The organism is Mycolicibacterium septicum DSM 44393, assembly GCF_000455325.1.
GTDB lineage: Bacteria > Actinomycetota > Actinomycetes > Mycobacteriales > Mycobacteriaceae > Mycobacterium > Mycobacterium septicum.
Map to the genome: position 1 here is coordinate 2,646,591 of NZ_HG322951.1, position 22,776 is coordinate 2,669,366.

Here is a 22,776-nt window from a genome sequence, read left to right on the forward strand (position 1 = left end):
TGCCCGCCCGGCGGTGGCGCATGCCACGGCCGCGGGCGCAGTGGCGAGCGCCACCATTTGGCGGTCGGCAGTAGCCAAGGGCTATCCTGGAAGCGTTGTCATGGCCTGCACCGGCAATCCCCCTCGAATCCCGGTGCGGGCCATGGCGACCCTAATTTCTGGTGCCTACCAAAGTGATTCGATCTTGATGATGCACCATGCGGTTCAGTCGGAGTGTCACTAGACGATGTGGGATGACGAAGTCGACGTCGTTTGCTGTGGCTCGGGCTTCGGTGCGTTGGCCGCGGCTGTCGCGGCAGCGGATGCCGGGCTCGACGTGCATATCGTTCGCCCAGCGGCCGCGAGCAACCCGCAATCGGTGACGCCGGGTGCGGAGGCACCGTGGCTGGGCGCGGGCATCCAGGATCCCGAGACCCGTGACTACCTCGACGAGTTGTCGGCGGACGTGAAGCCGGTCGATGACGCCGAGTACGACACCGCTCTGACGGTTCGGGCGGTCACCGACTGGACCCCGGTCACCGGACGCGGCCGGATCGCTCCGTTCTACGGCGCCCGGCTGCAGGACTGGGCGCAATCCTGCCTGACGTCTCCCTACGGCGTGCTCTACACCCGGTTGGCCGATCGGGGCACCACCTCGATGAAGACCCGCACCGGCGAAGAGATCCAGGTCAAGGTGCTCGGGACGCTGGAAGCCCAGAGTGAGTCCGGCGCCGCATCGATGGTTGGTGACTGGCTGTCGGCGCAGGCGCTCGACCGCCAGATCCACACCCTGGACAACAGCACGCTGCGACGCATCGTGTTCGAGGAGGGCGAGGTTCTCGGGGCGGTGTTCGACACCGCCGAGGGTCCGCTGGCGTTGCGGGCCCGCCACGGCGTGGCCCTGTCGACCGAACCCCGCGTCGGTGGCTCGGCGCCCGGTCAGCTCATCGAGCCCGGTAAGCCGTTGCAGGTGGGCCTGGTCGGTTACAGTGCCAGCAGATTCGGTCGCGTGGAACTGCTGGCCCACGAGCCTGACACCGGACGATCGGACTACTGCCGATCTGGCGGAGTGCACGACTCACCGCGTGAGTCGTACCGGTCACGTGCGCGGCGCGGCTGAGAAGTGCACCGGTACCCGCCCTTTGGCCAGTAACGCGGCCATCTCGTGGCCGAGGATCGGCTTGGACAGCAAGAACCCCTGGGCGCGGTAGCAGCCGTGTCTCAGCAGCGTCAGCGCGGCCCGTTCGGTCTCCACCCCTTCGGCCACCAGCTGTAGGCCGAAGGCGCCGGCCAGGGCGATCACCGCGCGCACGATCGGCAGGTCGCCCGGGTCGGATCCGAGTCCCGCGACGAAGCTGCGGTCGATCTTGAGGGTGTCCACCGGGAGCGATTTCAACAGCGACAGCGCGCTGTAGCCGGTGCCGAAGTCGTCGATGGCCACCTGCACGCCGACCTTGTGCAATCCCGTCAGGGTCGAACGAGTGGTTTCGATGTCCTGCACCACGATGCTCTCGGTGATCTCCAGGCAGACCGACCCGCGCGGGAGGCGGAACTCCTTCATGACCCCGGCGACCGACGCGACGAATCCGTCGGTCACCAACTGCACCGGGGACACGTTGATCCGCAGCACGATGTTGCGGCCGACGCCGTTGGCCCGCCAGCGGGCGAACTCTTCACATGCGTTGCGCAGCACCCAGCGGCCCAATTCGCCTGCCAGATTTATGGATTCGGCCACGCCGATGAAGGAGTCGGGGGACAGCAGCCCGCGGGTCGGGTGCTGCCAGCGGACCAGGGCCTCGGCGGCGAGCACCTCACCGGTGCGCATGTCGATCTCGGGTAGATAGTGCAACACCAGTGCGCCGCTCTCGATCACGCTCTGCAGGTGCAGCTCGATGTCGTTGCGGAAGTCGATCTCCATCGCCATCTCGTCGGAGAACACCGCGACCCGGTTGCCCCCGGAGCTCTTCGCCGTCAGTACTGCGTGGTCGGCCCGGTTGAGCAGGTCGGAGGTGGAGTCTCGGCCCGGAATGCCTTGCGCCAGACCGATGCTGACGGTACGGGTGAGCATCTCGCCTTCGATGGTCACCCGTTCGCGCAGAACCGACTGGAGTCGGTACGCCAATGCCGTGGCTGCCTCGGCCGTCATCGAGGCCGCGGGGACCACGACGAACTCGTCGCCGCCGAGTCGCGCGATGAGCTTGGGTGAATCGTCGCCGCGTTGCAACCGTTCGGCCAGGATGCTGATGAAGGCATCACCGGCGGTATGACCCAGATAGTCATTGATCGCCTTCAACCGGTCCAGGTCGAAGAACATCACCACGACCGGGCCGGGCTGGCCGGGAGCCAGCCGGGCCTCCAGGTGGGCCATGAGCGCCCTGCGGTTGTGCAGCCCGGTGAGGTGGTCGTGATCGGCGAGGTAACGCAACCGGTCCTCGGCCTCGATGCGGGCCTGCACCTGGGCGAACAGCGAGGCGATCGCCTTGAGCGCGTTGAGTTCGGCGGGTAGCCACTCGCGATCGCCGAACTTGACGAACCCCAGGACGCCGGTGGTGACGTCCCCGGACAACAACGGCACACATGCCATCGAGGTGCTGGCGATGTGGCGTCCCGCCTCGATCGTGCGCTGGTAGTCGTCAGTGTCCGGTTCCGGGCGGAAGACCGCCGGCTCCTTGAGGTGCTCGGCCATCGCGAACACCGGATCGGCGTCCGCGAAGTGGATGACCGCGATCGGGTCGGTGGGGCTGTCCGGCGGGCGCGGTGGCCACTCGGCCACCAACCGGGTCGCGTGCGTCTCGTGATCGTTGTGACGCAGGAAGCTCACGTCGACATCGAAGAACGAGACCAGTTCGGCCAGCACCTGCTGGCTCACCGCGACCGAGGTCGCGGCGTCGACCGCCATGAGTTGCGTCGCGACCGACGTGACGAGCAGTTCGAGGCTGCCTGGCACCAGATACCTCCGCATATACCTCTGCACCGGCCTCAGCTGTACTGCGGCGTCAGGCCGGTACGGGCTCGGCGTCGGCTCCGTACGGTCGGACGCGGTGCGTAGGACAGCCTGAGCACCAGCGCCTGTGATTCGTCGCGCTCGGTGTTGGTCAACCTGCGAAAAGCGTACTGCAGATCGCGCAGCGCATCGGCGTGACCAGGCGAGAGTGCGCTGCGGTCCCGGTCGTCGTGCGCGTACAGGAACGCCGGCGACACGGGTTGAACCGCGAGCCCGTGGCGCTGAGCGTGGATCCAGACAGCTTCGACCGCCGACCCGGCCAGGGCGTAGTCGGTCAACCGGCGGCCGCGAACCGAGACGACGGCCAGCCCCGAGCTCGAGGTGACCCGTTCGTAGGTGTCGTCGCCGAGTGCCGACCCGGCATCCCAGTCCGACAACTTCGCCATCACCTCGGGCCGACGCAGGATGTCGAGCACCACCAGGTCGGCCGGGTCCAACCCGAGCGTCGTCACGTCGATTCCGGCATCAGGGTCTGCATCGCCGGGCCAGCGCAGTTCCGACATCATCTCCCGGTGCAGGGTCGGGGTGAGGTACCGGATCCGGTCCGCCGCGGCGAGTAGGCGTGCGGCGGTTTCGATCTCGGCCCGATCGTCGAGGATCGTCAGTTCGGCACCCTCGTTTCGGGCGGCGGTCCGCAGATCGGCGATCACGTCGCCGGCGATCGGAGCCGATGTGCCCCGGAGCCTGTTCGTCTCCCTGGCCAGCATCGGCTCGTAGAGCTCAGCCAGTTCAGGTGCGCTGCCGGGGGCGAACTCCGCGACCCCGAACAAGGGCGTGCCCTCGTCGCCGCGGGACCACTCCACCTGCCCGGTCAGGCCGTGTGCGGCGGCAGCCACCCTGGCATTGAACGCCGCCGCCCCCAGCGCCACGGCGCTGCCGCGGTACCCGACGTCCATGGCGGTGGTGTATTTCGTCGCCAACCGGAGGTTGATCTGGTCGTCACTCGCCTCGAAATGCCACGGTTGGACGTTGCCGCCGGAGGGTGCGCGAGTCGCCGCATAGGTGAGGATCTCTGCCATCCCACCGGGTTCGGCGTCGGCCTCGGCGCCCGCGGGGGTGGGTGTGGATGTGGGTGTGGGTGCTGATCGGGTGACCAGCGGATCGCTGATGCCGTCGAGTGCGTCTGCGACGTCGACGCGCACTCGCCCCGACGGCATCGGCTCACCCAGGCCGATGCGTCGCACGGCATTGGCGATCACCGTCGCCCCGAGCACGACTTCGGCGGCGAGTTGGGGCCAGGTGCTCAGTGTCTTGCCGACTTCGACCAGCGAGGCCGCCATCCGGGGTGAGAGCTGGGGAGCGTCGAGAATGCGCAGCACGTGTGGCACCTTGTCCTTGCTGCTGAGCCCGGCCAGGTCGCGCGCGGCGATGTCGCCGAGCAGACCGTGCAGGATCGGCCGCGCGGGTTCCAGGTCGAACCGCTCCACATCGAGCAGCCCGCGGTCGCCCGTGGTCATCAGCACAGGTAGCCGACGGGCCCGGGCGGCCTCGCGGACAAGCACTTTCGCATCCAGCGAGTCGCATTCCTCGACGACGATGTCGAGCCCCCGCAGGAACTCGTCGATGGACTCGGGTACCGCACCGCTGCGATCGATCCGGACCGTGATGTACGGGTCGATCTCGGCGATCCTGCGTGCGGCCACCACCGCCTTGTTCAGCCCGAGGTCGAACACCGTGCCGGGGACCCGGTTGAGGTTCGCCAACTCGAGTTCGTCGAAGTCGGTGAGGCGGATCTCGCCGCACAGCCCCTCGGTGGCCAGGTTGTAGGCGATGGCGTGTCCCACGCTGAGGCCGACGACGCCGATCTTCAGGCCCGACAGCCGTCGCTGTTCGTCGGCGGTGACGAGGTTGCGATTGCGATCCAGGCGTAACCGATTGAAGGCGTCCGGACCCAATATGTGGACCAGGCTCCGGCGCCACGGGTAGTAAGCCCAGCGCGTCGGTTCATCGAGCAATTCCTGGTCCACCGCAGGGACGAGTGTGCGCAGCGCAGCCTGCTGTTCGCGACATTCATCGATGACCGTGATGCGCGGGTCTCGTCGAAGCTGGTCGACGGTGCTCCCCGGATGCCCTTCGTCATCGACGAAGATGGCTCGATATTGATCGGGGTCGTTGAGTTCGCTCGATTCGGAATTCATGTCGCCTCCGTGCAGTCCTTCGTGGGTCATCGTCCCGCCGCGGCGGAAGCAAGGGCGTCGACGTCGGCTGCGTGCGTGCGCGGAGTGATTCGCTGAGCCTCGGTGAAGTATCGCGACAGCTGCGCAGCGTCGGCGTGATTGGCGAATGTGCGGCTATCCCACCACATCATCTTCGTCTGGTAGCGTTCGTCCGGATATGGAGTTGCCGGGATTTTGGCCGCCAGCACCCCGCCCGAAGACAGCCAGCGTTTCAGGACGTATGCCGCCGCTGTGGCCATTGCGAACTGAATGTTGAGCATTGTCATGGAATGCAGTGGCATACGCGCAAGAGTATCGGTCAGTGCCCGGCTCTGTTCGGGGTCGTCACAGACCCAGGCTGTCTTCATTTCGACCACTCCGAACGGCAGGCGGTCGGCGATCATCTTTCGCACGGAATCCAGCCCGGGCTGTCCGCTCCATTCGACGACTGCATGGCTTTCGTCGACGCTTCGGTAGGGCCCTTTGGCCCGAAGGCCGCCGACAACCCGGCCGGAGGTATTGATCCCTACGCAGAACAACGCCGTATCGTCGCCCGTCTCTAGGGCTTTCGCGTCAAGTGCCAGTTCGACACCGTGTTTGCGGTAGTTCGACTCGGCCCCGCGGACGTATTCGGTCCACAATTCGCGCTCTGCGCCGGGCTGGGCCACGACGATGGTGCACTCGCTGTCGGGGTCCCACCAGCTTGGGCTTTCGTCCAGTGCGATGGCGGTACGGCCGGCGGCATCGAGTTGGGGAGCGGTCATCTGGAATCCATTTCGTCGGTCAGCCACGCCGTCCGACTGGAGTGGCTGATTTAGTGCGCAGCACAGGTTGTGCGAATACGTGTGATGAGTATCGCGCCGCTTAGCGGAGAAATTCCAGCGAGCCCGGAAAGATTGTCCAGGCGCGTGGTTAATTCTGTGCGGCCCTTGCCGATTTACTCGCGGGTACATGCAATTCTGGCAAATTCAGGTGCCGCTATTTAGCCCGTATAGGTGTGTCAAATCGGCGGGTGGCAAAATTTCGAAATTTGCGTTGGCGTCGAATGTAGTTGGCCGCGCCGGTTGGAGATGGCTTTGCTGTCATGGCGCTCAGCCAGCCCTGCCGCGTTGGTGTTCGAACGTGAACGAAGGTCGGCTTCACGTCGGCCCGGCCCTTGCGGAACTGTCATGCCTTGGCGGGGTTGCGCCTCGGCGCGGGTAACTCAGGTGAGATTCTGTTCGGTGATGACAGAGGAGTACCCGAAAGCAACCGCCCTGCCGGCTCGAGATGTCGGCAGGCTGCTGCTGCGTTGCGCGGACCGGCCCGGCCTGGTCGCGGCGATCAGCGGCTTTCTCACCGGCGCCGGCGCCAACATCGTGTCACTGGATCAGCACTCCACCGAGCAGTCCGGTGGCACCTTCATCCAGCGCACGATCTTCCACCTACCGGGGCTGGCCGCGGTGCGCGACGAACTCGAGCGCGATTTCCGGCGCCAGGTGGCCGAACCGTTCGAGATGGACTTCCGTCTGACGGAGGCCTCCAAGCCGAAGCGGGTGGCGCTGATGGCATCCCGAGAAGACCATTGCCTGCTGGATCTGTTGTGGCGCAACCGGCGCGGCGAACTCGACATGTCCGTGGTCATGGTCATCTCGAACCATCCCGACCTTGCCGAGCAGGTGCGCGCATTCGGTGTTCCGTTCCTCTACGTACCCGCGACCCGGGAGAACCGGGCCGAGGCCGAGCAACGGCTCCTGGAGTTGTTGCGGGGCAACGTCGATCTGGTGGTGCTGGCCCGGTACATGCAGATCCTGACTCCCGAATTCCTCGAAGCCGTGGGCTGCCCGCTGATCAACATCCACCATTCGCTCCTCCCGGCGTTCATCGGCGCGGCGCCGTACCGCAGGGCCAAGGAACGCGGGGTCAAGTTGGTCGGCGCGACAGCGCATTACGTGACCGGCGACCTCGACGAGGGCCCGATCATCGAGCAGGACGTGGTCCGTGTGGACCACCGCCACTCGGTCGGTGACCTGGTGCGCCTGGGTGCGGATGTCGAACGGCTCGTGCTGTCGCGTGCAGTGCTGTGGCACTGTGAGGACCGCGTAATCCGGTTCGGGAATCAGACCGTAGTCTTCTGACCACGGTTCGAGAGGAGTGAGCGTGAAAATCTTCAATGGTCTTGACGAATTCGTGGCCGCGAAGGGCAGCGAGCTGGGCCCTACCGAGTGGCTGGAGATCACCCAGGAGCGGGTGAATCTGTTCGCCGACGCCACCGACGACCATCAGTGGATCCACGTTGACCCCGAGAAGGCGGCCGGCGGCCCGTTCGGCGGGACCATCGCGCACGGTCTGCTGACGCTGTCACTGCTGCCGCATTTCACTCATCAGCTGTATCGAGTCGACAACATCGCGATGGCGATCAACTACGGCTACAACAAGGTTCGGTTCATCACGCCGGTGCGGGTCGGTTCCAAGGTGCGGGCCAGCGCGGCGATCGCCGATGTCGCCCAGCTCGACGGAGCGGTGCAGGCGACCATGACCGTCACCGTCGAGATCGAGGGCTCGGACAAGCCCGCCGCGGTCGCCGAGTCGATCGTCCGTTTCATCGGCTGACCTCAGGCCGGTTTCCGGCGCACTTTCCGACGAGCAGTCTCCCGTCCGGGGGACTGCTCGCGGCGTTTCTGACACTTGTCAGAATTCATTGACGTCCGTCAAAGTCCGCTGTTAGTGTTCTGCATCACAACGTGAAGGAGCACTGTGTTGCAGCGTTCACTGCCGCGGACCGCGATCATCGGCGCGGGCATCAGCGGGCTCACCGCCGGGAAGATGCTCAAGGACTACCGGGTGCCGTACACCACGTTCGAGACGTCGGACCGTATCGGTGGGAACTGGGCCTTCGGCAATCCGAACGGGCACAGCAGCGCATACCGCTCCCTGCACATCGACACCAGCAAGCATCGGTTGTCGTTCAAGGACTTCCCGATCCCCGAGCACTTCCCGTCGTTCCCGCACCACTCCGACATCAAGTCCTACCTGGACGCCTACGCGAATGCCTTCGGGCTGCTGGACAACATCGAGTTCGGTAACGGCGTCGTACACGCGGCCCGGATCGACGGTGGCGGTTGGGAGATCGAGGATCAGGCCGGTGCCCGCCGCGAGTTCGATCTGCTCGTCGTTGCCAACGGTCATCACTGGGACCCCCGGCTGCCGGAGTTCCCCGGGACGTTCACCGGTGAAGAGATCCATTCGCACCACTACATCGACCCGAAGGAACCGCTCGAGCTGACCGGCAAACGGATCCTGGTGGTGGGTATCGGAAACAGCGCCGCAGACATCACCGTGGAGCTGTCGTCCAAGTCCTTGCAGAACAAGGTCACGCTGTCCACCCGCTCGAGCGCCTGGATCGTGCCGAAATACATTGCGGGACAACCGGGTGACAAATACTTCCGCACCAATCCGTACGTGCCGTTGTCCTGGCAGCGCAAGTTGGTCCAGCTGATCGGCCCGATGCTGGGCACCGATCCCACGATGTACGGGCTGCCCGCGCCGAACCACAAGCTCTTCGAGGCTCATCCGACGCAGTCGGTGGAGTTGCCGTTGCGGCTGGGATCGGGCGATGTCATCCCGAAGCCCAACGTGTCCCGCTTGGACGGTGCCACCGTGCATTTCGAGGACGGGACCAGTGACGACTTCGACGTGATCGTCTACGCGACGGGCTACAACATCACCTTCCCGTTCTTCGACCGCGATGTCGTCGATGCCCCCGACAACCACATCCGGCTGTACAAGCGGATGTTCAAGCCCGGCATGGACGATCTGGTGTTCATGGGTTTCGCACAGGCGATCCCGACGTTGTTCCCGTTCGTGGAGTGCCAGTCCAGGCTATTGGCGGCCTACGCGGTCGGGCGCTACGCCCTACCGCCGGTGGCGGAGATGGAGCGGGTGATCGATGCCGACCAGCAGCTGCACGGCGGACATTGCACAGACCGGCCCCGGCACACCCAGCAGGTGGACTACTTCTATTACGAGCACGACATCCGCACGCGCGAATTGGCCGCCGGGGCCAAACGGGCGGCCGGCCGCACCGGCACGACGGCCGGAGTGACGGCATGACCTACACCGAGCTCACGTTCCATTCGGCCGGTGAGCGGTGCAGCGCCTGGCATTTCGCCGCGGCCGGTGATGGGCTCACCGGGGCGGCGGGACGTCCGGTGGTGGTGATGGCACACGGGTTCGGCGGAACCAAGGACTCCGGCCTGCAGCCGTTCGCGGAGCGGTTCAGCGCGGCCGGCCTGGACGTGGTGGCCTTCGACTATCGCGGCTTCGGCGCCTCCGATGGGCAACCGCGGCAGAGCGTTTCGGTCGAGCGCCAGATGGCGGACTACGGTGCGGCCATCGCTGCCGCCCAACAGCTGCCGGGGGTGGATCGCAGCCGGGTGGTGCTGTGGGGATCGTCGTTCTCGGGTAGTCACGTCCTGCGGGTGGCCGCACAGTGCGCCGATGTGGCCGCGGTGATCGGGATGACCCCGCTGACGAGTGGGCTGGCCGCCAGTCGTGCGGCCGTGGCGCACCGCGACGTCGCATCGGCACTGCGCTGGACACTGGCCGGGGTCAAGAGCCGGGTGGCGGTGGCGGCGGGCCGGGCGCCGACGTTGATGCCGCTGGCGGCCAAACCAGGGGAGGCCGGTGCGCTGGCCCTCGACGGTGCATACGACAGCTATCACGCCATCGCCGGGCCGACGTGGCGCAACGAGGTCGATTCGGCCATCGGGATGGAGCTGGTACAGATCCGCACCGGTGCCGCGGCCAAGGCACTGAAATGCCCTGTGCTGATTCAGATCGCCGACTTCGACCGGTTCGTGCCGGCCAACTCGGTGATGAAGACGGCCGTACAGGCCAGGGCTCAGGTCCACCACTACCCGTGCGATCACTTCGACGTGTGGCCGGGCCATGACTGGTTCGACACCGCCGCCGGGGACCAGGTGAAGTTCCTTACCCGGACGTTGGGTTCGGCCTGAAGCTACGGGCGGTACAGCGCCGCAACGTCTCCCGGCCGCACCTTGAGGGCTGCGTTGCGGGGGAGTGCGTCGACGACCGCCACCGCCACCGGCACATGATGGCTCGGTAGCGCCTCGCGCACCAGGTCCTTCAACTCGGCTTCGGTGGGTACGGCGGCATCGCGCCGCAGCTCGACCGCGGCGAACGGCACCGCGCCGAGACGGGCGTCGGGTACGCCCACCACGCAGGCGTCGAGCACACTGGGATGTGAGATCAGAACCCGCCGAACCGTTTCCGGGAGGATCTTGAAACCGCCGCGGTTGATCGCGCCGTCGCCGCGCCCGTGCAGGGTGACGAACCCGTCCTCGTCGACGGAGGCCAGATCGGTGGTGCGCACCCAGTCCGGTCCGATGACCTCGACGCGGGCTTCGAGCAGTCCGATGCTGCCCGCCGGAACCTCGGCGGAGGTATCGGGGTCGACGATGCGGACGCGCACGCCCGGCAGTGTACGCCCGACGCTGTCGGGCTTGTCCGCGCCGTACCGGCGGTACAACTCGGGTGTCCAGCTACACACCGATCCGGCGAATTCGGTTGCTCCGTAGGCCCATAGCAGCGGTATGCCGTAGCGGCTCTCGAACTCCGCCCGCAGTTCCGGCTCGAGCGGTCCCGAGCCGCCCGAGAGTCCTTCCAGCGACGCCAGATCCTCGGGCGGAACGTCGGCCTGCAGCAGCATCCGGAGGATCGCGGGCTGCACGCCCGCCCGGGTGATCCGGTAGGTCTTGATCGCCTGTACCCACTCGGGGACGCTGAACTTCTCCAGCAGCACCATGCGCTTGCCCGAGCACGGTGCGGCCAGCAGCTGGCACACGCCGATGCTGCCGAACGGCCAGTAGACCAGCGCGGGTGGAGTGTCGGGACCGACCACTTCGGTGCCCGCACCGATCGTCATACTCAGCACGGTGTGGGCGAGCACCTTGGTGGCGACCGGGATTCGCTTGGGTGGGCCGGTGGTGCCGCTGGTCAGGATATGCAGGCCGGACTGTTCCAGGGCGGGGTCGTGTCGGCTGCCGGGTTGCCGCGCCGCGATCACGCCGACCCCGAGCGCCCCACCGGACAACGAGATCCCGGCCGATCCGGCCGCGCGCACCGCGCCGTTGAGTTCCGGTGTCCAGTCGTCGATATCGGCGAGGATCGCCGGTAGTCCCAGGCTTTCGGCGTCGCGGGCGATCGCCGTGGCGGACTGGTACGAGTAGATCATCACCACCGGGCGCCGCGACGCGATGAACCCGAGGATCGCGGCGGCGTGGGCCACCCGGTTGCGCACGACGAGGCCGACCGGCTCGTCGGGCTCGACGCCGGCTTCCCGCAGCGCGACCGAGACCTGCTCGATGAACTGCGTGATCTCGTTGCCCGAATACCATTTTCGGTCGAACTCGATGAACGGCCGGTCACCGTAGGCGTCCAGCCCGGTGGCCAGGCCGTCGGCGAAGTCCGTGGATACTGGGCTGGACATGCCGGCCTAGAACTGGGTGGAGCCCAGATCGACGGCCACCCGGCTGGCGGTGACATACCGTGACTCGTCGCTCGCCAGCCAGATCGCGGCATCGGCGATGTCTTCGGGTTCGGCGATGTAGTCCGGCAGGAACGGCGTCACCATCTGCATCAGGCCGGGGTTGGTGTCGTTGGCCCGGTTGAGCGCGGCGAGCATGTCGCCGGTGCCCATCGGGGTGTTGACCGCACCCGGATGCAGGCTGTTCACCCGGATCTTGTGCTTGCCCAACTCAGCGGCGAAGGCCCGGGCCATGCCGGCGACGGCGTGCTTGCTGGCGGTGTAGTGCACCATGAACGGCTGCATCTTGATGCCGGCAGCCGAGCTGATCAGGATGATCGACCCGCCGCGGCCGCCGTCGATGATGTGCTGGGCACCGGCCATCACGGTGTTCCAGGTTCCGGTGACGTTGATGTCCATGACGTCGCGGAACGACTCCGGGGTGGTCTCGTTCCAGGGTTCGGGAACGGTGATGCCCGCGTTGGCCACGATGACGTCGAGCCTGCCGAACTCGGCGACGCCCTTGCCGACGATTTCCCGCAGCGCGTCGTGGTCGCGGGTGTCGGCGGCGGTGGCGATGATGCGCTTGCCGGTGGCCTCGACCAGGCGCACGGTTTCGGTCAGATCCTCGGGGGTGGCCGAGTCGTAGGGCACGCTCGGGGGCAGCGGACCGGCGATGTCGACGGCGATGATGTCGGCGCCCTCTTTGGCCATCCGGACCGCGTGCGCGCGGCCCTGCCCACGGGCAGCTCCGGTGATGAAGGCGACCTTTCCGGCGAGCCGCTCGGTCATGGATTCTCCTTGGTCGGTCTGTTGATTCGGTGGGTGGATTCAGTGCTGGCGCTGGGCGGCCTTGACCAACCCGCCGCCGATGATGAGTCGCTGGATCTCGCTGGTCCCCTCGTAGAGGCGCAGCAGCCGGACCTCGCGGTAGATGCGTTCGACCGGGACCTCGCGCATGTAGCCGGTACCGCCGTGGATCTGAACCGCGAGATCGGCCACGTTGCCTGCCATTTCGGTGCAGAACAACTTGGCCGCCGAGGGGGCGATGCGGCGGTCCTCGCCGGACACCCACTTGGCGGCGGCATCACGGACCAGAGCCCGGCCGGCCATCACCCCGGTCTGCTGGTCGGCGATCATCGCCTGCACCAACTGGAAACTGCCGATCGGTTGGCCGCCCTGAGTCGCCGCGGCGGCGTAGGCGACTGATTCGTCGAGCGCGCGTTGGGCGGATCCCACCGCGAGTGCCGCGATATGGACCCGGCCGCGCGCCAGGGAGGTCATCGCGGCACGGTAGCCGACGTCCTCACTGCCGCCGACGAGTGCGCTGTTCGGCACCCGCACGTCGGTGAAGTTGACGTCGGCGGTCCAGGCGCCCTCCTGACCCATCTTGGCGTCCTTGGCGCCCACCTCGACACCGGCGGCGCCGGCGGGCACGAGGAACACGGCGATGCCCGGGCCGTCGGCATCGGCGGGACGGGTGCGGGCGAACACGACGAACAGGTCCGCGGTCGGTGCGTTCGTGATGAACCGCTTCTGGCCGTTGATCACCCAGTCGTCCCCGTCACGAACGGCCTTGGTGTGCAGGCCCGCCGGATTGGATCCGGCGCCGGGCTCGGTCAGGGCGAACGAGGCGACGACATCGCCGGAGGCGATGCCCTCCAGCCACCGGGTCTTCTGTTCATCGGTACCGAAGCCCACCAACACCTGCCCGGCGATGCCGTTGTTGGTGCCGAACATCGACCGCAGGGCCAGCGAGGTGTAGCCGAATTCCATTGCCAGTTCGACATCTTGGGCCAGGTTGAGCCCGAGGCCACCCCACTGCTGGGGGATCGCGTATCCGAACAACCCCATGTCCTTGGCCTGCTCGCGCAGATCGTCGGGCACCTGATCGGTGGCCAGGATCTCGTTCTCGCGGGGCACCACGGCGGAGCGGATGAAGCTGCGGGTCTGCGCCAGGATCTCCTGGAAGTCCTCGTCGCTGACTTCGGTAGTGGCCGCGGTGGTGGTCACAGGGGAGCTCCATTTCGTCGCGCGGGATCCGCGGGGGTGATGAATCTCCAATATCGTATATGAAATATGATCTGGCTCAGACAGAGCCCCCGGGATCGAAAGTTAGGTGATCAGGTGTCGTTGCTGACCGGTCAAACTGCAGTGGTGACAGGCGGTGCCCAGGGTCTGGGCCTGGCCATCGCGAGACGCTTCATCGACGAGGGCGCCCGGGTGGTGCTCGGCGACGTCAACCTGGAAGCCACCGAGGCGGCCGCCCAGGAACTCGGCGGGCCCGAAGTGGCGACCGCGGTGCGTTGTGACGTGACGTCGTCCGCCGAAGTCGAGGCCCTCGTGCAGGCCGCGGTCGAACGGTTCGGCCGTCTGGACATCATGGTCAACAACGCGGGCATCACGCGTGACGCCACCCTGCGCAAGATGACCGAGGAGCAGTTCGACCAGGTCATCGCGGTGCACCTGAAGGGCACCTGGAACGGCACCAAGTCGGCCGCGGCGATCATGCGGGAGAACCAGCGCGGCGCGATCGTGAACATGTCCTCGATCTCGGGCAAGGTCGGCCTGGTCGGCCAGACCAACTACTCGGCGGCCAAGGCCGGCATCGTCGGCATGACCAAGGCGTCGGCCAAGGAACTCGCCCACCTCGGCGTGCGCGTCAACGCCATCCAGCCGGGGCTGATCCGCTCGGCGATGACCGAGGCCATGCCGCAGCGGATTTGGGATCAGAAACTGGCCGAGATCCCGATGGGCCGCGCCGGCGAACCCGACGAGGTGGCCAAGGTCGCGCTGTTCCTGGCCAGCGACCTGTCGTCGTACATGACCGGCACCGTGCTCGAGGTGACCGGCGGTCGGCACGTATGAGTACCCGCGAGGCGGTCATCTGCGAACCGGTCCGCACTCCGATCGGCCGCTATGGCGGCATGTTCGCGTCGCTGACCGCCGTCGAACTCGGTGTCGTCGCCCTCAAGGGCCTGTTGGAGCGCACCGGTGTGGCACCCGAGCAGGTGCAGGACGTGATTCTGGGCCACTGCTATCCCAACAGTGAGGCCCCGGCCATCGGCCGCGTGGTGGCGCTCGACGCCGGGCTGCCGGTGACCGTTCCGGGCATGCAGGTCGACCGCCGATGCGGTTCCGGGCTGCAGGCTGTGATCCAGGCCTGCCTGCAGGTACGCAGTGGCGACAACGATCTGGTCGTGGCCGGCGGTGCCGAGAGCATGAGCAACGTCGCGTTCTACTCGACCGACATGCGTTGGGGTGGAGCCCGAAGCGGCGTGCAGATTCACGACGGATTGGCACGCGGACGCACCACTGCCGGTGGTCAGTTCTATCCGGTGCCGGGCGGAATGTTGGAGACCGCCGAGAATCTGCGTCGCGAGTACGGCATCAGCCGCGCCGAGCAGGACGAGCTTGCGGTCCGCTCGCATCGAAGCGCCGTGGCGGCCCAGGAGTCCGGGGTTCTGGCCGAGGAGATCATTCCGGTGACGGTCCGCTCCCGCAAGGGTGAGACGGTGATCGACACCGACGAGCACCCGCGTGCCGACACCACGGTCGAGGCGCTGGCCAAGCTGAAACCTGTTCTGCTCAAGCAGGACCCGGAGTCCACCGTGACCGCGGGCAACTCCAGCGGCCAGAACGATGCCGCGTCCATGTGCATCGTCACCACCCCGGAGAAGGCCGCCGAGCTGGGCCTGCGGCCACTGGTGCGGATGGTGTCGTGGGGTTCGGCGGGTGTTGCCCCCAACGTCATGGGCATCGGCCCGGTTCCGGCCACCGAGGTGGCCCTGGCCAAGGCCGATCTGCAGCTCAGCGACATCGACCTGATCGAGCTCAACGAGGCATTCGCCGCCCAGGCACTGGCCGTGACGAAGGAATGGAAGTTCGGCGAGGCCGACTTCGAGCGCACCAACGTCCGGGGATCCGGTATCTCACTGGGGCACCCGGTCGGGGCGACCGGCGGCCGGATGCTGGCCACGCTGGCGCGAGAACTCGATCGGCGTCAGGCCCGCTACGGGCTGGAGACCATGTGCATCGGCGGCGGCCAGGGGCTGGCCGCTGTGTTCGAAAGGGTGACCCCATGACCAGACTCGCGCAAACCCTGGGGCTGACCGAGTTCCAGACCGAGATCGTCTCCACCGTGCGGCAATTCGTCGACAAGGAGGTCATCCCGACCGCCCAGGAGCTGGAGCACTCCGACACCTACCCGCAGGCCATCGTCGACCAGATGAAGGACATGGGCCTGTTCGGGCTCATGATCCCCGAGGAGTACGGCGGGCTCGGCGAGTCGCTGCTCACCTACGCGCTCTGCGTCGAGGAACTGGCCCGCGGCTGGATGAGCGTGTCCGGGGTGATCAACACCCACTTCATCGTCGCGTACATGATCCGCCAGCACGGAACCGACGCCCAGAAGCAGAAGTTCCTGCCGCGCATGGCGACTGGTGAGACGCGGGGTGCGTTCTCGATGTCCGAGCCCGAGCTGGGCTCCGATGTGGCCGCGATCCGCACCCGGGCCAAGAAGAACGACGACGGCACGTACACGATCGACGGCCAGAAGATGTGGCTGACCAACGGCGGCAGTTCAACCCTGGTGGCCGCGCTGGTTCGCACGGACGAGGGCGCCGACAAGCCACACCGCAACCTGACCGCGTTCCTGGTGGAAAAGCCCACCGGCTTCGGTGAAGTCGTTCCCGGCCTGACCATTCCGGGCAAGCTCGACAAGCTGGGCTACAAGGGCATCGACACCACAGAGCTGATCTTCGACGGCTACCGCGCGGGTGCCGACGACGTCCTCGGCGGTGTCACCGGACAGGGCTTCTTCCAGATGATGGACGGGGTCGAGGTCGGTCGCGTCAACGTCTCGGCCCGGGCGTGCGGCGTGGGAATCCGCGCCTTCGAGCTGGCAGTCCGTTATGCCCAGCAGCGGGAGACGTTCGGCAAGCCGATCGCCGAGCATCAGGCCGTGGCCTTCCAATTGGCCGAGATGGCAACCAAAGTCGAGGCCGCACATCTGATGATGGTCAACGCCGCCCGGCTCAAGGACTCCGGCGAACGCAACGACGTGGCCGCCGGCATGGCCAAGTATCTGGCCAGCGAGTTCTGTTCGGAGGTCACCCAGCAGAGCTTCCGGATCCACGGCGGGTACGGTTATTCCAAGGAGTACGAGATCGAGCGGCTGATGCGCGATGCACCGTTCCTGCTGATCGGCGAGGGCACCAGCGAGATCCAGAAGAACATCATCAGCAAGCGCCTGCTGTCCGACTATCGGGTCTGAACCGTGTCCATCCCCGATTTCGCTTCTCGGCCACAGCTGGCCGAGGATGTGGCGCGACTGATCCGGCGCCGGATCTTCGACGGCACCTATCCTGCGGGCAACTACATCCGGCTCGAGCAACTGGCGGCCGAGCTGGGGATCAGCGTGACGCCCGTGCGCGAGGCGTTGTTCGGCCTCCGCACCGAGGGGCTGCTGACCCAGCAGCCCCGGCGCGGGTTCCTGGTGCTGCCGGTCACGCGGCGCGACATCGACGACGTGGCGGGCGTGCAGGCGCACATCGGCGGGCAGCTGGCGTCCCGGGCGGCCGGCCAGATCACCGACGGCCAACTCGGTGATCTCGCCCGGATCCAGCGGGAGCTGGAGGACGCCTATGCGCAGGACGATCATGAGGCAGCGGTACGGCTCAACCATGCGTTCCACCGGGGCGTCAACCGGGCGGCCGAATCGCCGAAGCTGGCCCAGCTGATGTCCCAGATCACCCGGTACGCACTGGAATCGGTGTACCCGACAGTGGAGGGCTGGCCCGAGCAGTCCACCCACGACCACCGCCGGATCCTGGCCGCGCTCAAGGCGCGCGACGGAGATGCGGCCCGCGACGCCATGGCCGAGCATCTGTGTGCCGCGTCCAAACCGCTGACCGAGCACCTCGACCGGCTGGGCGTACTCGAGTAGCGAATTGACCCGCGAGCAGACGCGAAAGTACCTGTTTCAACGCAAAATTGGGTACCTCCGCGTCTGCTCGCCGAAGGAAGGGGCAGGAATGCCTGGTGTTCTCGACGGGATACGGGTGCTCGACTACGGCCGGTTCATCGCGGCCCCCTGGTGCAGCGCGATCCTGGCCGACATGGGTGCCGACGTGCTGCGGGTGGAGAAACGCGAAGGCGGGGAAGACCGTTGGGTGCAGGCCGTCACCGAGGGCGGTGAAGGCGGAACCTTCCTGCAGTGCAACCGCAACAAGCGCTCACTGACGCTGGACTCCACCACCGCCGAGGGCGCGGAGATCACCCGCCGGCTGGTGGCACAGGCCGACATCGTGATCGCCAACATGCCCGCGGCCGGGATGCGGGCCAGCGGGCTGGACTACGAGACGCTGAAGGCGGTCAAGCCCGACATCATCCTGGCCAGTGCGACGGCCTACGGCGAGGGCGGCCCGTACAGCGAGAAGATCGGCTTCGACGGCGCCGGACAGGTGATGTCCGGGGCGGTCTACCGGCAGGGACTGCCGGACCAACCGATCCGAACCGTGGTGCCCTACGCGGATTTCGGGACCGCGCTCACGCTCGCGATCGGCGTCATGATGGCGCTGTATCACCGCGACAAGACCGGGACGGGACAGCACGTCGAAGGCGCGCTGCTGCCCACCGCGCTGATGCTGTCGAACGCCTTCCTGATCGAGCGTGAACTGCTGCAGGTCGACAAGCCCCGGATGGGCAACAAAGGTGCGTCGGTCGCGCCGTGCGATCTCTATCGCACCGCCGACGACCAGTGGGTCCTGCTGCAGGTCGCCGGGCAACCGATGTTCAAGCGCTGGTGCCGGCTGGTGGGTCGCGAAGAACTGTTCGACGATCCACGTTTCACCAACGACGACATCCGTTGGGCCAACGGCGACATCCTCAACGACATCATGTCCGAGTGGTGTGCCGACAAGACCAAGGCGGAAGTGCTGGAACTGTTGGAGAAGGCGAAAATGCCCGCCGCCCCGCTGCATTCCACGCAGGACGTGCTCGACGACCCGCATGTGCAGGCCATGGGCTACCTACAGCGGGTCCCGTTCCCAGGCGCGTCGCGCGATGTGCCGATCATCGAGACGCCGTTCCGGATGTCGGCGACGCCGGGGACGATCCGTCGACGGGCTCCGCTGTTGGGTGAGCACACCGACGAGGTTCTTACCGAGATCGGTTATGACGCTGAGCAGATCGCCCAATTGCGGACAAACCAGATCGTGTAATGGCGAACCGTTGAGATTGCGTACAGGGTCGTGAAGTTCGTGGATTCACGACCCTGTACGCAATCTCAACATCGCACGACCGGGTGTGAATCTACAGCGCCTCGCCGATCGCATGAAGCGCCGTGAGTTGATCGCAGAAGTGTTCGGCGCTGCGCGCCTGCACCGTGCAGTTGGCGATCGTGGCGCCGGTGTCGCGCAACCGGCCCAGACGGCCTCGTGTGGAATCCGGGTCTCCCAGCGGGTCCAGTGCCACCCCGGGAGAGAGGACTATATCGAAATCCGCGGGCAGCTGATGTGGTGCGAGGAACTCAGCGATCGTGTCGGGTGAAAGGCCGAAAGGTACCCAGCCGGTCCCCAATTCGACGGCACGCCGTAGCGAGCGTTTGGTGCGCCCGCCCACCCAGACCTCGAGATCCATCGTGGTGGCGTGCGGTTCGATGACGAATCCGTCGACCTCGCGCTGCCCCCACGCGGCCCGCAGGCGGGCGATGTCGCGGTCGGCCGCGGCCCCGCGGTCCTCCCACTGGGCGCCGAGCAGTTCGAATTCCTCGGTCAGTGATCCGACGCCGACGCCGAGGATCACTCGTCCGCCGCTGAGCCGGTCGAGGGTCCCATAGCTCTTCGCCAGTGCCACCGGGTGGTGATAGGGCAGCACCACCACGGCGGTGGCCAACCGGATGCGCCGGGTCCGGGCTGCCAGGAACGACAAGGTGGCCAGCGGGTCCCAGTACACCGTGCCGCGCACCGCGGCGGCGGAGGCGGGTATTCCGGTGTGCTCGGCACACGTGAGGTGGTGAAACCCCAAGCCGTCAGCCGCCTCGGCGATCAAAGCCAGCTCGTCGGGGCCTGCGTCGGCCTCCCACGGCGAGAACTCACCGGGATGCTGCATGACGATGGGTGTGGACAGTCCGAGCTTCACGACGTTGCCTCCTTGGCCTGGATCTTCGCAAAGCTGACGGTGGCCACGACGGCCAGGTCATTGTCCGGGACCGTGAAGATGTCGACCTGGATCACCATGGATCGCTTACCGGCGTGCACGATGCGGGCCACGGCCCGTGCGGCACCGTCGGTCACCGGCCGTAGGTAACGCAGGTTGAGGTCCGAGGTCACCACGCTGTGGCCTGGTGGCAGCTGACGCATGGCGAGCTTGCCGGCCGCGGTGTCGACCAGGGTGGCAAGCAGACCACCCTGCAGACCGCCGTTGGTGTTGACCACGTGTGGGGCCACGGGAAGCTCGACCACGGCCTCGTCGTCGGAGCCCGGGGCGTCCCGATAACCGATCAGCTCGAACAGCTCGAAGATGTCGGCGGTCATCGGTCCGCCTCGGTGTAGCGGATGACACCGCGGATGTTTCTTCCCTCCAACATGTCCCGGTAGGCATCGTTGATCTGCTCGAGGCGATACTCGCGGGTCACCATGTCATCCAGATTCAACGCGCCCAGCTGATAGAGGGTCAGCAATTCGGGGATGTCGAACTGCGGGTTGCCGCCGCCGAACAAGCTGCCCTGCAAGCTCTTCTGCAGCAGCGTCAAGCCGGCCAGATTGAGCGTGGTGTCGGAATCGATCACGTTGCCCATCGCGGTGAGGACACACGTGCCGCCTTTGGCGGTCAGTTGCATCCATGACTCCACCTCACGGCCGTCGGCGCGACCGACGGTGACGATGACCTTGCGGCACATTCGTCCGCCGGTCGTTTCGGCCACTCCCGCCAACGCGGTGGCCACATCCGGGTATGCCTCACTCGCACCGAATTTCAGTGCCTGCTCGCGCTTCCATTCGACCGGGTCGACGGCGAAGATGCGCCGGGCGCCGGCGATCGCGGCGCCCTGTATGGCCGCCGTGCCGACACCGCCGATACCGATGACCGCCACGTCGTCACCTGGCCGGACGTTGGCGCTGCGTACTGCCGATCCGTACCCCGTCGTCACCCCGCACCCGACCAAGCAGGCCACCTCGAAAGGGATCGACGGGTCGATCTTCACCACGGAGGTCCGATGCACGACGACGTACGGGGAGAAGGTGCCGAGCAGCGACATGGGAATCACGTTTCTTCCCTTGGTCTGCACCCGGAACGATCCATCGGATACCGAAGCGCCGGCCAACAGGCCCATCCCGAGGTCGCAGAGGTTGCGCAGCCCCGTCTGGCATGCCGGGCAGCTGCCGCAGGACGGGATGAACGACATCACCACGTGATCGCCGACCTCGAGGCCCTCGGTGTCCGGACCGACCTCCACGATCACCCCGGCCCCTTCATGCCCGCCCAGGATGGGGAAGTCGGCCATCGGGATGTCGCCAGTCATCAGGTGATGGTCGGAGTGGCACAACCCCGCGGTTTCCAGGGCAACCTTCACCTCACCCTTGCGCGGGTCGCCGATCTCGATCTCTTCGATCGACCACGCCTGACCGAAGTCCCATACCAGGGCGCCTTTGGTTTTCATTGGTGCACAACCTTCCTCAACATCTCGCGCAGTGCGGCGTTGTCGACTTTCCCGGTGCCCCCGCGGGGGACGGCGTCCTCGTCGTCGAGGAGCAGCCACAGCGTGGGTACCTTGAACGAGCTGATGATTGCGTGGGTGGCCGAGCGCAGTGCTTCGACGGTCAGCCCATCGCCCACCACGGCCGCACCGACCCGGTTGGCCGGGCCGTGAGGAACGTTCACCACATGTGCTGCGCGGACCCCAGGGATGGACCGCAGCGCTCGCGCCACTTCACTCGGATACACCGTGGCGCCACGGACCTTGAACATGTCGTCGGATCGGCCGCGGTAGAACAGGAACCCGTCGGCATCCAGGTGCCCGAGATCGCCGGTCGGGTAGTAGCCGTCGGCGGTGAACACCTGCTCTCGGCTGCGCCGGCAGATTCCGCGCATCACGTGCGGGCCCCGGATCTGGATTGCCCCGGCTTCCCCGCGGGGCAGCGCAACGCCGGTCTCGACGTCGACGATGCGCACGTCCATACCGTCGAACGGTCTGCCGCAGCTGCCCCAGGCCGATTCCGGCATGTCGGCGTCGGCCCTGTATCCGCAGTACGGGCCGAACGATTCGGTCATTCCCAACAATGACGCCCGCGCCCCGGGCCGTGACCGCATCCCGTCGGGCAGCAGGGCTTCCAGGCTTCCGGGCCGCAATGAGCTCAGATCCGCGGCGCCGGCGTGGCGGGCCAGTGCCTCGGCCTGCTCGGGCCAACCCCGGAACAGCGTGACCTGTTCGCGCTGAAGCAGTTCGAGCGTGGATTCGGGGTGGGGACGGGTTCGGTGACCAGGGTGGCCCCGGCGACCAGGGCCGAGAGGATGCCTGCGCCGAAACCGCCCACCCAGAAGAACGGCATGGGCAGGTACAGCCGGGTGTCGGCGGTGATGCACCGCGCCTCGAGCCCAGAGCGCACCGCGCCCAGGGCGCTGCTGTGCGAATGAACGGTCCCCTTCGGTGGCCCGCTGCTGCCCGAGGTGAACATGATGACCAATGGGTCGCTTTCGCGTACGCAGGTGGCCAGCGCGTCCGCAGTGCCACGTGCTCCGCTGAATCTCATTGCTTCCCCGGCAGTCCACACTGCGCGCAGAGCGGGCACCTGATTCCGGTCCACCGGGTATCGGTGGCCACGGAATTCCTCGACCGTGACGAGGAACTGCACCGATGCCATGCGCAGTTGAGCTGTCAGTTCGCTTGGGCGCAGCAATGTGCTCAGCGGTACCAGGACGGCGCCGATCCGCATCAGTGCGATCGCGATCCGCACCCAGTCCACCCCGTTGGGCATGATGAGCCCGACCCGAGTCCCTTTGGTGATACCCGCCGCGATGAATCCGGAGGCCAGTTCGGCTGTGCTCGTGTCCAGTTCGGCGTAGGTGAGACGAGCATCAGGGTCGGTCACCGCGGACATCGAGGCCTTCGC

Annotated in this window: 19 protein-coding genes and 1 pseudogene; 10 read left to right on the forward strand and 10 right to left on the reverse strand. The window is 66.7% G+C overall.

What is annotated here, in order from left to right; all coding sequences use genetic code 11:
* Positions 1-226 precede the first annotated feature (226 nt).
* Positions 227-1,099, forward strand: coding sequence for an FAD-binding protein (locus tag TX88_RS12475; RefSeq protein ID WP_044517158.1), 873 nt, complete (start codon positions 227-229; stop codon positions 1,097-1,099).
* On the opposite strand, the gene TX88_RS12480 is transcribed toward TX88_RS12475, so the two are convergent.
* The 3 genes from TX88_RS12480 to TX88_RS12490 are packed head-to-tail and all read right to left on the reverse strand — an operon-like array spanning position 1,079 to position 5,903.
* Positions 1,079-2,941, reverse strand: a complete 1,863-nt coding sequence (locus tag TX88_RS12480; protein WP_044517160.1) for a putative bifunctional diguanylate cyclase/phosphodiesterase — start codon at positions 2,939-2,941, stop codon at positions 1,079-1,081. The genes TX88_RS12475 and TX88_RS12480 overlap by 21 nt on opposite strands.
* 17 nt (positions 2,942-2,958) lie before the next feature.
* Complete coding sequence (locus TX88_RS12485) at positions 2,959-5,121, reverse strand: Rv1355c family protein (protein ID WP_110918060.1); 2,163 nt, start codon at positions 5,119-5,121, stop codon at positions 2,959-2,961.
* A 26-nt stretch (positions 5,122-5,147) separates the two neighbouring features.
* Positions 5,148-5,903 carry a hypothetical protein gene (locus TX88_RS12490; RefSeq protein ID WP_044517163.1) on the reverse strand — a complete coding sequence of 252 codons (756 nt, stop codon included), beginning with the start codon at positions 5,901-5,903 and terminating at the stop codon, positions 5,148-5,150.
* Positions 5,904-6,365: 462 nt separating this feature from the next.
* On the opposite strand from TX88_RS12490, the gene purU reads away from it, so the two are divergent.
* The 4 genes from purU to TX88_RS12510 all read left to right on the forward strand — a co-directional run bounded on the left by purU (position 6,366) and on the right by TX88_RS12510 (position 10,136).
* Positions 6,366-7,256 carry a formyltetrahydrofolate deformylase gene (gene purU / locus TX88_RS12495; protein ID WP_044517165.1) on the forward strand — a complete coding sequence of 297 codons (891 nt, stop codon included), beginning with the start codon at positions 6,366-6,368 and terminating at the stop codon, positions 7,254-7,256.
* A 22-nt stretch (positions 7,257-7,278) separates the two neighbouring features.
* Positions 7,279-7,731, forward strand: a complete 453-nt coding sequence (locus TX88_RS12500; RefSeq protein ID WP_044519355.1) for a MaoC family dehydratase — start codon at positions 7,279-7,281, stop codon at positions 7,729-7,731.
* 147 nt (positions 7,732-7,878) lie between these two features.
* Positions 7,879-9,231, forward strand: coding sequence for a flavin-containing monooxygenase (locus TX88_RS12505; RefSeq protein WP_044519356.1), 1,353 nt, complete (start codon positions 7,879-7,881; stop codon positions 9,229-9,231).
* Positions 9,228-10,136: an alpha/beta hydrolase gene (locus tag TX88_RS12510; RefSeq protein ID WP_044517166.1), complete on the forward strand. Its 909-nt coding sequence runs from the start codon at positions 9,228-9,230 to the stop codon at positions 10,134-10,136. The genes TX88_RS12505 and TX88_RS12510 overlap by 4 nt, the downstream gene beginning before the upstream one ends.
* 2 nt (positions 10,137-10,138) lie before the next feature.
* Here TX88_RS12510 and TX88_RS12515 read toward each other — a convergent pair whose 3' ends face one another.
* The 3 genes from TX88_RS12515 to TX88_RS12525 are packed head-to-tail and all read right to left on the reverse strand — an operon-like array spanning position 10,139 to position 13,678.
* The gene (locus tag TX88_RS12515) at positions 10,139-11,629 is read right to left on the reverse strand and encodes a class I adenylate-forming enzyme family protein (RefSeq protein WP_044517168.1); all 1,491 of its coding nucleotides are present in this window, start codon (positions 11,627-11,629) and stop codon (positions 10,139-10,141) included.
* Positions 11,630-11,635: 6 nt separating this feature from the next.
* Positions 11,636-12,457 carry a mycofactocin-coupled SDR family oxidoreductase gene (locus TX88_RS12520; protein WP_044517170.1) on the reverse strand — a complete coding sequence of 274 codons (822 nt, stop codon included), beginning with the start codon at positions 12,455-12,457 and terminating at the stop codon, positions 11,636-11,638.
* 39 nt (positions 12,458-12,496) lie between these two features.
* Positions 12,497-13,678: an acyl-CoA dehydrogenase family protein gene (locus tag TX88_RS12525; protein WP_044517171.1), complete on the reverse strand. Its 1,182-nt coding sequence runs from the start codon at positions 13,676-13,678 to the stop codon at positions 12,497-12,499.
* Between the two features lie 66 nt (positions 13,679-13,744).
* On the opposite strand from TX88_RS12525, the gene fabG reads away from it, so the two are divergent.
* The 5 genes from fabG (at position 13,745) to TX88_RS12550 (ending at position 18,888) form a co-directional block, all read left to right on the forward strand.
* On the forward strand, positions 13,745-14,533 hold the full coding sequence (gene fabG / locus TX88_RS12530; protein WP_044517173.1) for a 3-oxoacyl-ACP reductase FabG: 789 nt from the start codon (positions 13,745-13,747) through the stop codon (positions 14,531-14,533).
* Positions 14,530-15,750: an acetyl-CoA C-acetyltransferase gene (locus TX88_RS12535; RefSeq protein WP_044517174.1), complete on the forward strand. Its 1,221-nt coding sequence runs from the start codon at positions 14,530-14,532 to the stop codon at positions 15,748-15,750. Before fabG ends, TX88_RS12535 begins: the two co-directional genes overlap by 4 nt.
* Complete coding sequence (locus TX88_RS12540; protein ID WP_044517176.1) at positions 15,747-16,940, forward strand: acyl-CoA dehydrogenase family protein; 1,194 nt, start codon at positions 15,747-15,749, stop codon at positions 16,938-16,940. The genes TX88_RS12535 and TX88_RS12540 overlap by 4 nt, the downstream gene beginning before the upstream one ends.
* Positions 16,941-16,943: 3 nt before the next feature.
* Positions 16,944-17,612: a GntR family transcriptional regulator gene (locus TX88_RS12545; RefSeq protein ID WP_044517177.1), complete on the forward strand. Its 669-nt coding sequence runs from the start codon at positions 16,944-16,946 to the stop codon at positions 17,610-17,612.
* An 88-nt stretch (positions 17,613-17,700) separates the two neighbouring features.
* Complete coding sequence (locus tag TX88_RS12550) at positions 17,701-18,888, forward strand: CaiB/BaiF CoA transferase family protein (protein ID WP_044517179.1); 1,188 nt, start codon at positions 17,701-17,703, stop codon at positions 18,886-18,888.
* A 91-nt stretch (positions 18,889-18,979) separates the two neighbouring features.
* On the opposite strand, the gene TX88_RS12555 is transcribed toward TX88_RS12550, so the two are convergent.
* The 4 genes and pseudogenes from TX88_RS12555 to TX88_RS12570 all read right to left on the reverse strand — a co-directional run bounded on the left by TX88_RS12555 (position 18,980) and on the right by TX88_RS12570 (position 22,764).
* Complete coding sequence (locus TX88_RS12555) at positions 18,980-19,807, reverse strand: TIGR03619 family F420-dependent LLM class oxidoreductase (protein ID WP_044517180.1); 828 nt, start codon at positions 19,805-19,807, stop codon at positions 18,980-18,982.
* Positions 19,804-20,202, reverse strand: coding sequence for a PaaI family thioesterase (locus TX88_RS12560; RefSeq protein WP_044517182.1), 399 nt, complete (start codon positions 20,200-20,202; stop codon positions 19,804-19,806). The genes TX88_RS12555 and TX88_RS12560 overlap by 4 nt, the downstream gene beginning before the upstream one ends.
* Positions 20,199-21,326, reverse strand: coding sequence for an NDMA-dependent alcohol dehydrogenase (locus TX88_RS12565; protein ID WP_044517183.1), 1,128 nt, complete (start codon positions 21,324-21,326; stop codon positions 20,199-20,201). The genes TX88_RS12560 and TX88_RS12565 overlap by 4 nt, the downstream gene beginning before the upstream one ends.
* Positions 21,323-22,764, reverse strand: a pseudogene (locus TX88_RS12570) (class I adenylate-forming enzyme family protein). Before TX88_RS12570 ends, TX88_RS12565 begins: the two are co-directional and overlap by 4 nt.
* Positions 22,765-22,776 lie beyond the last annotated feature (12 nt).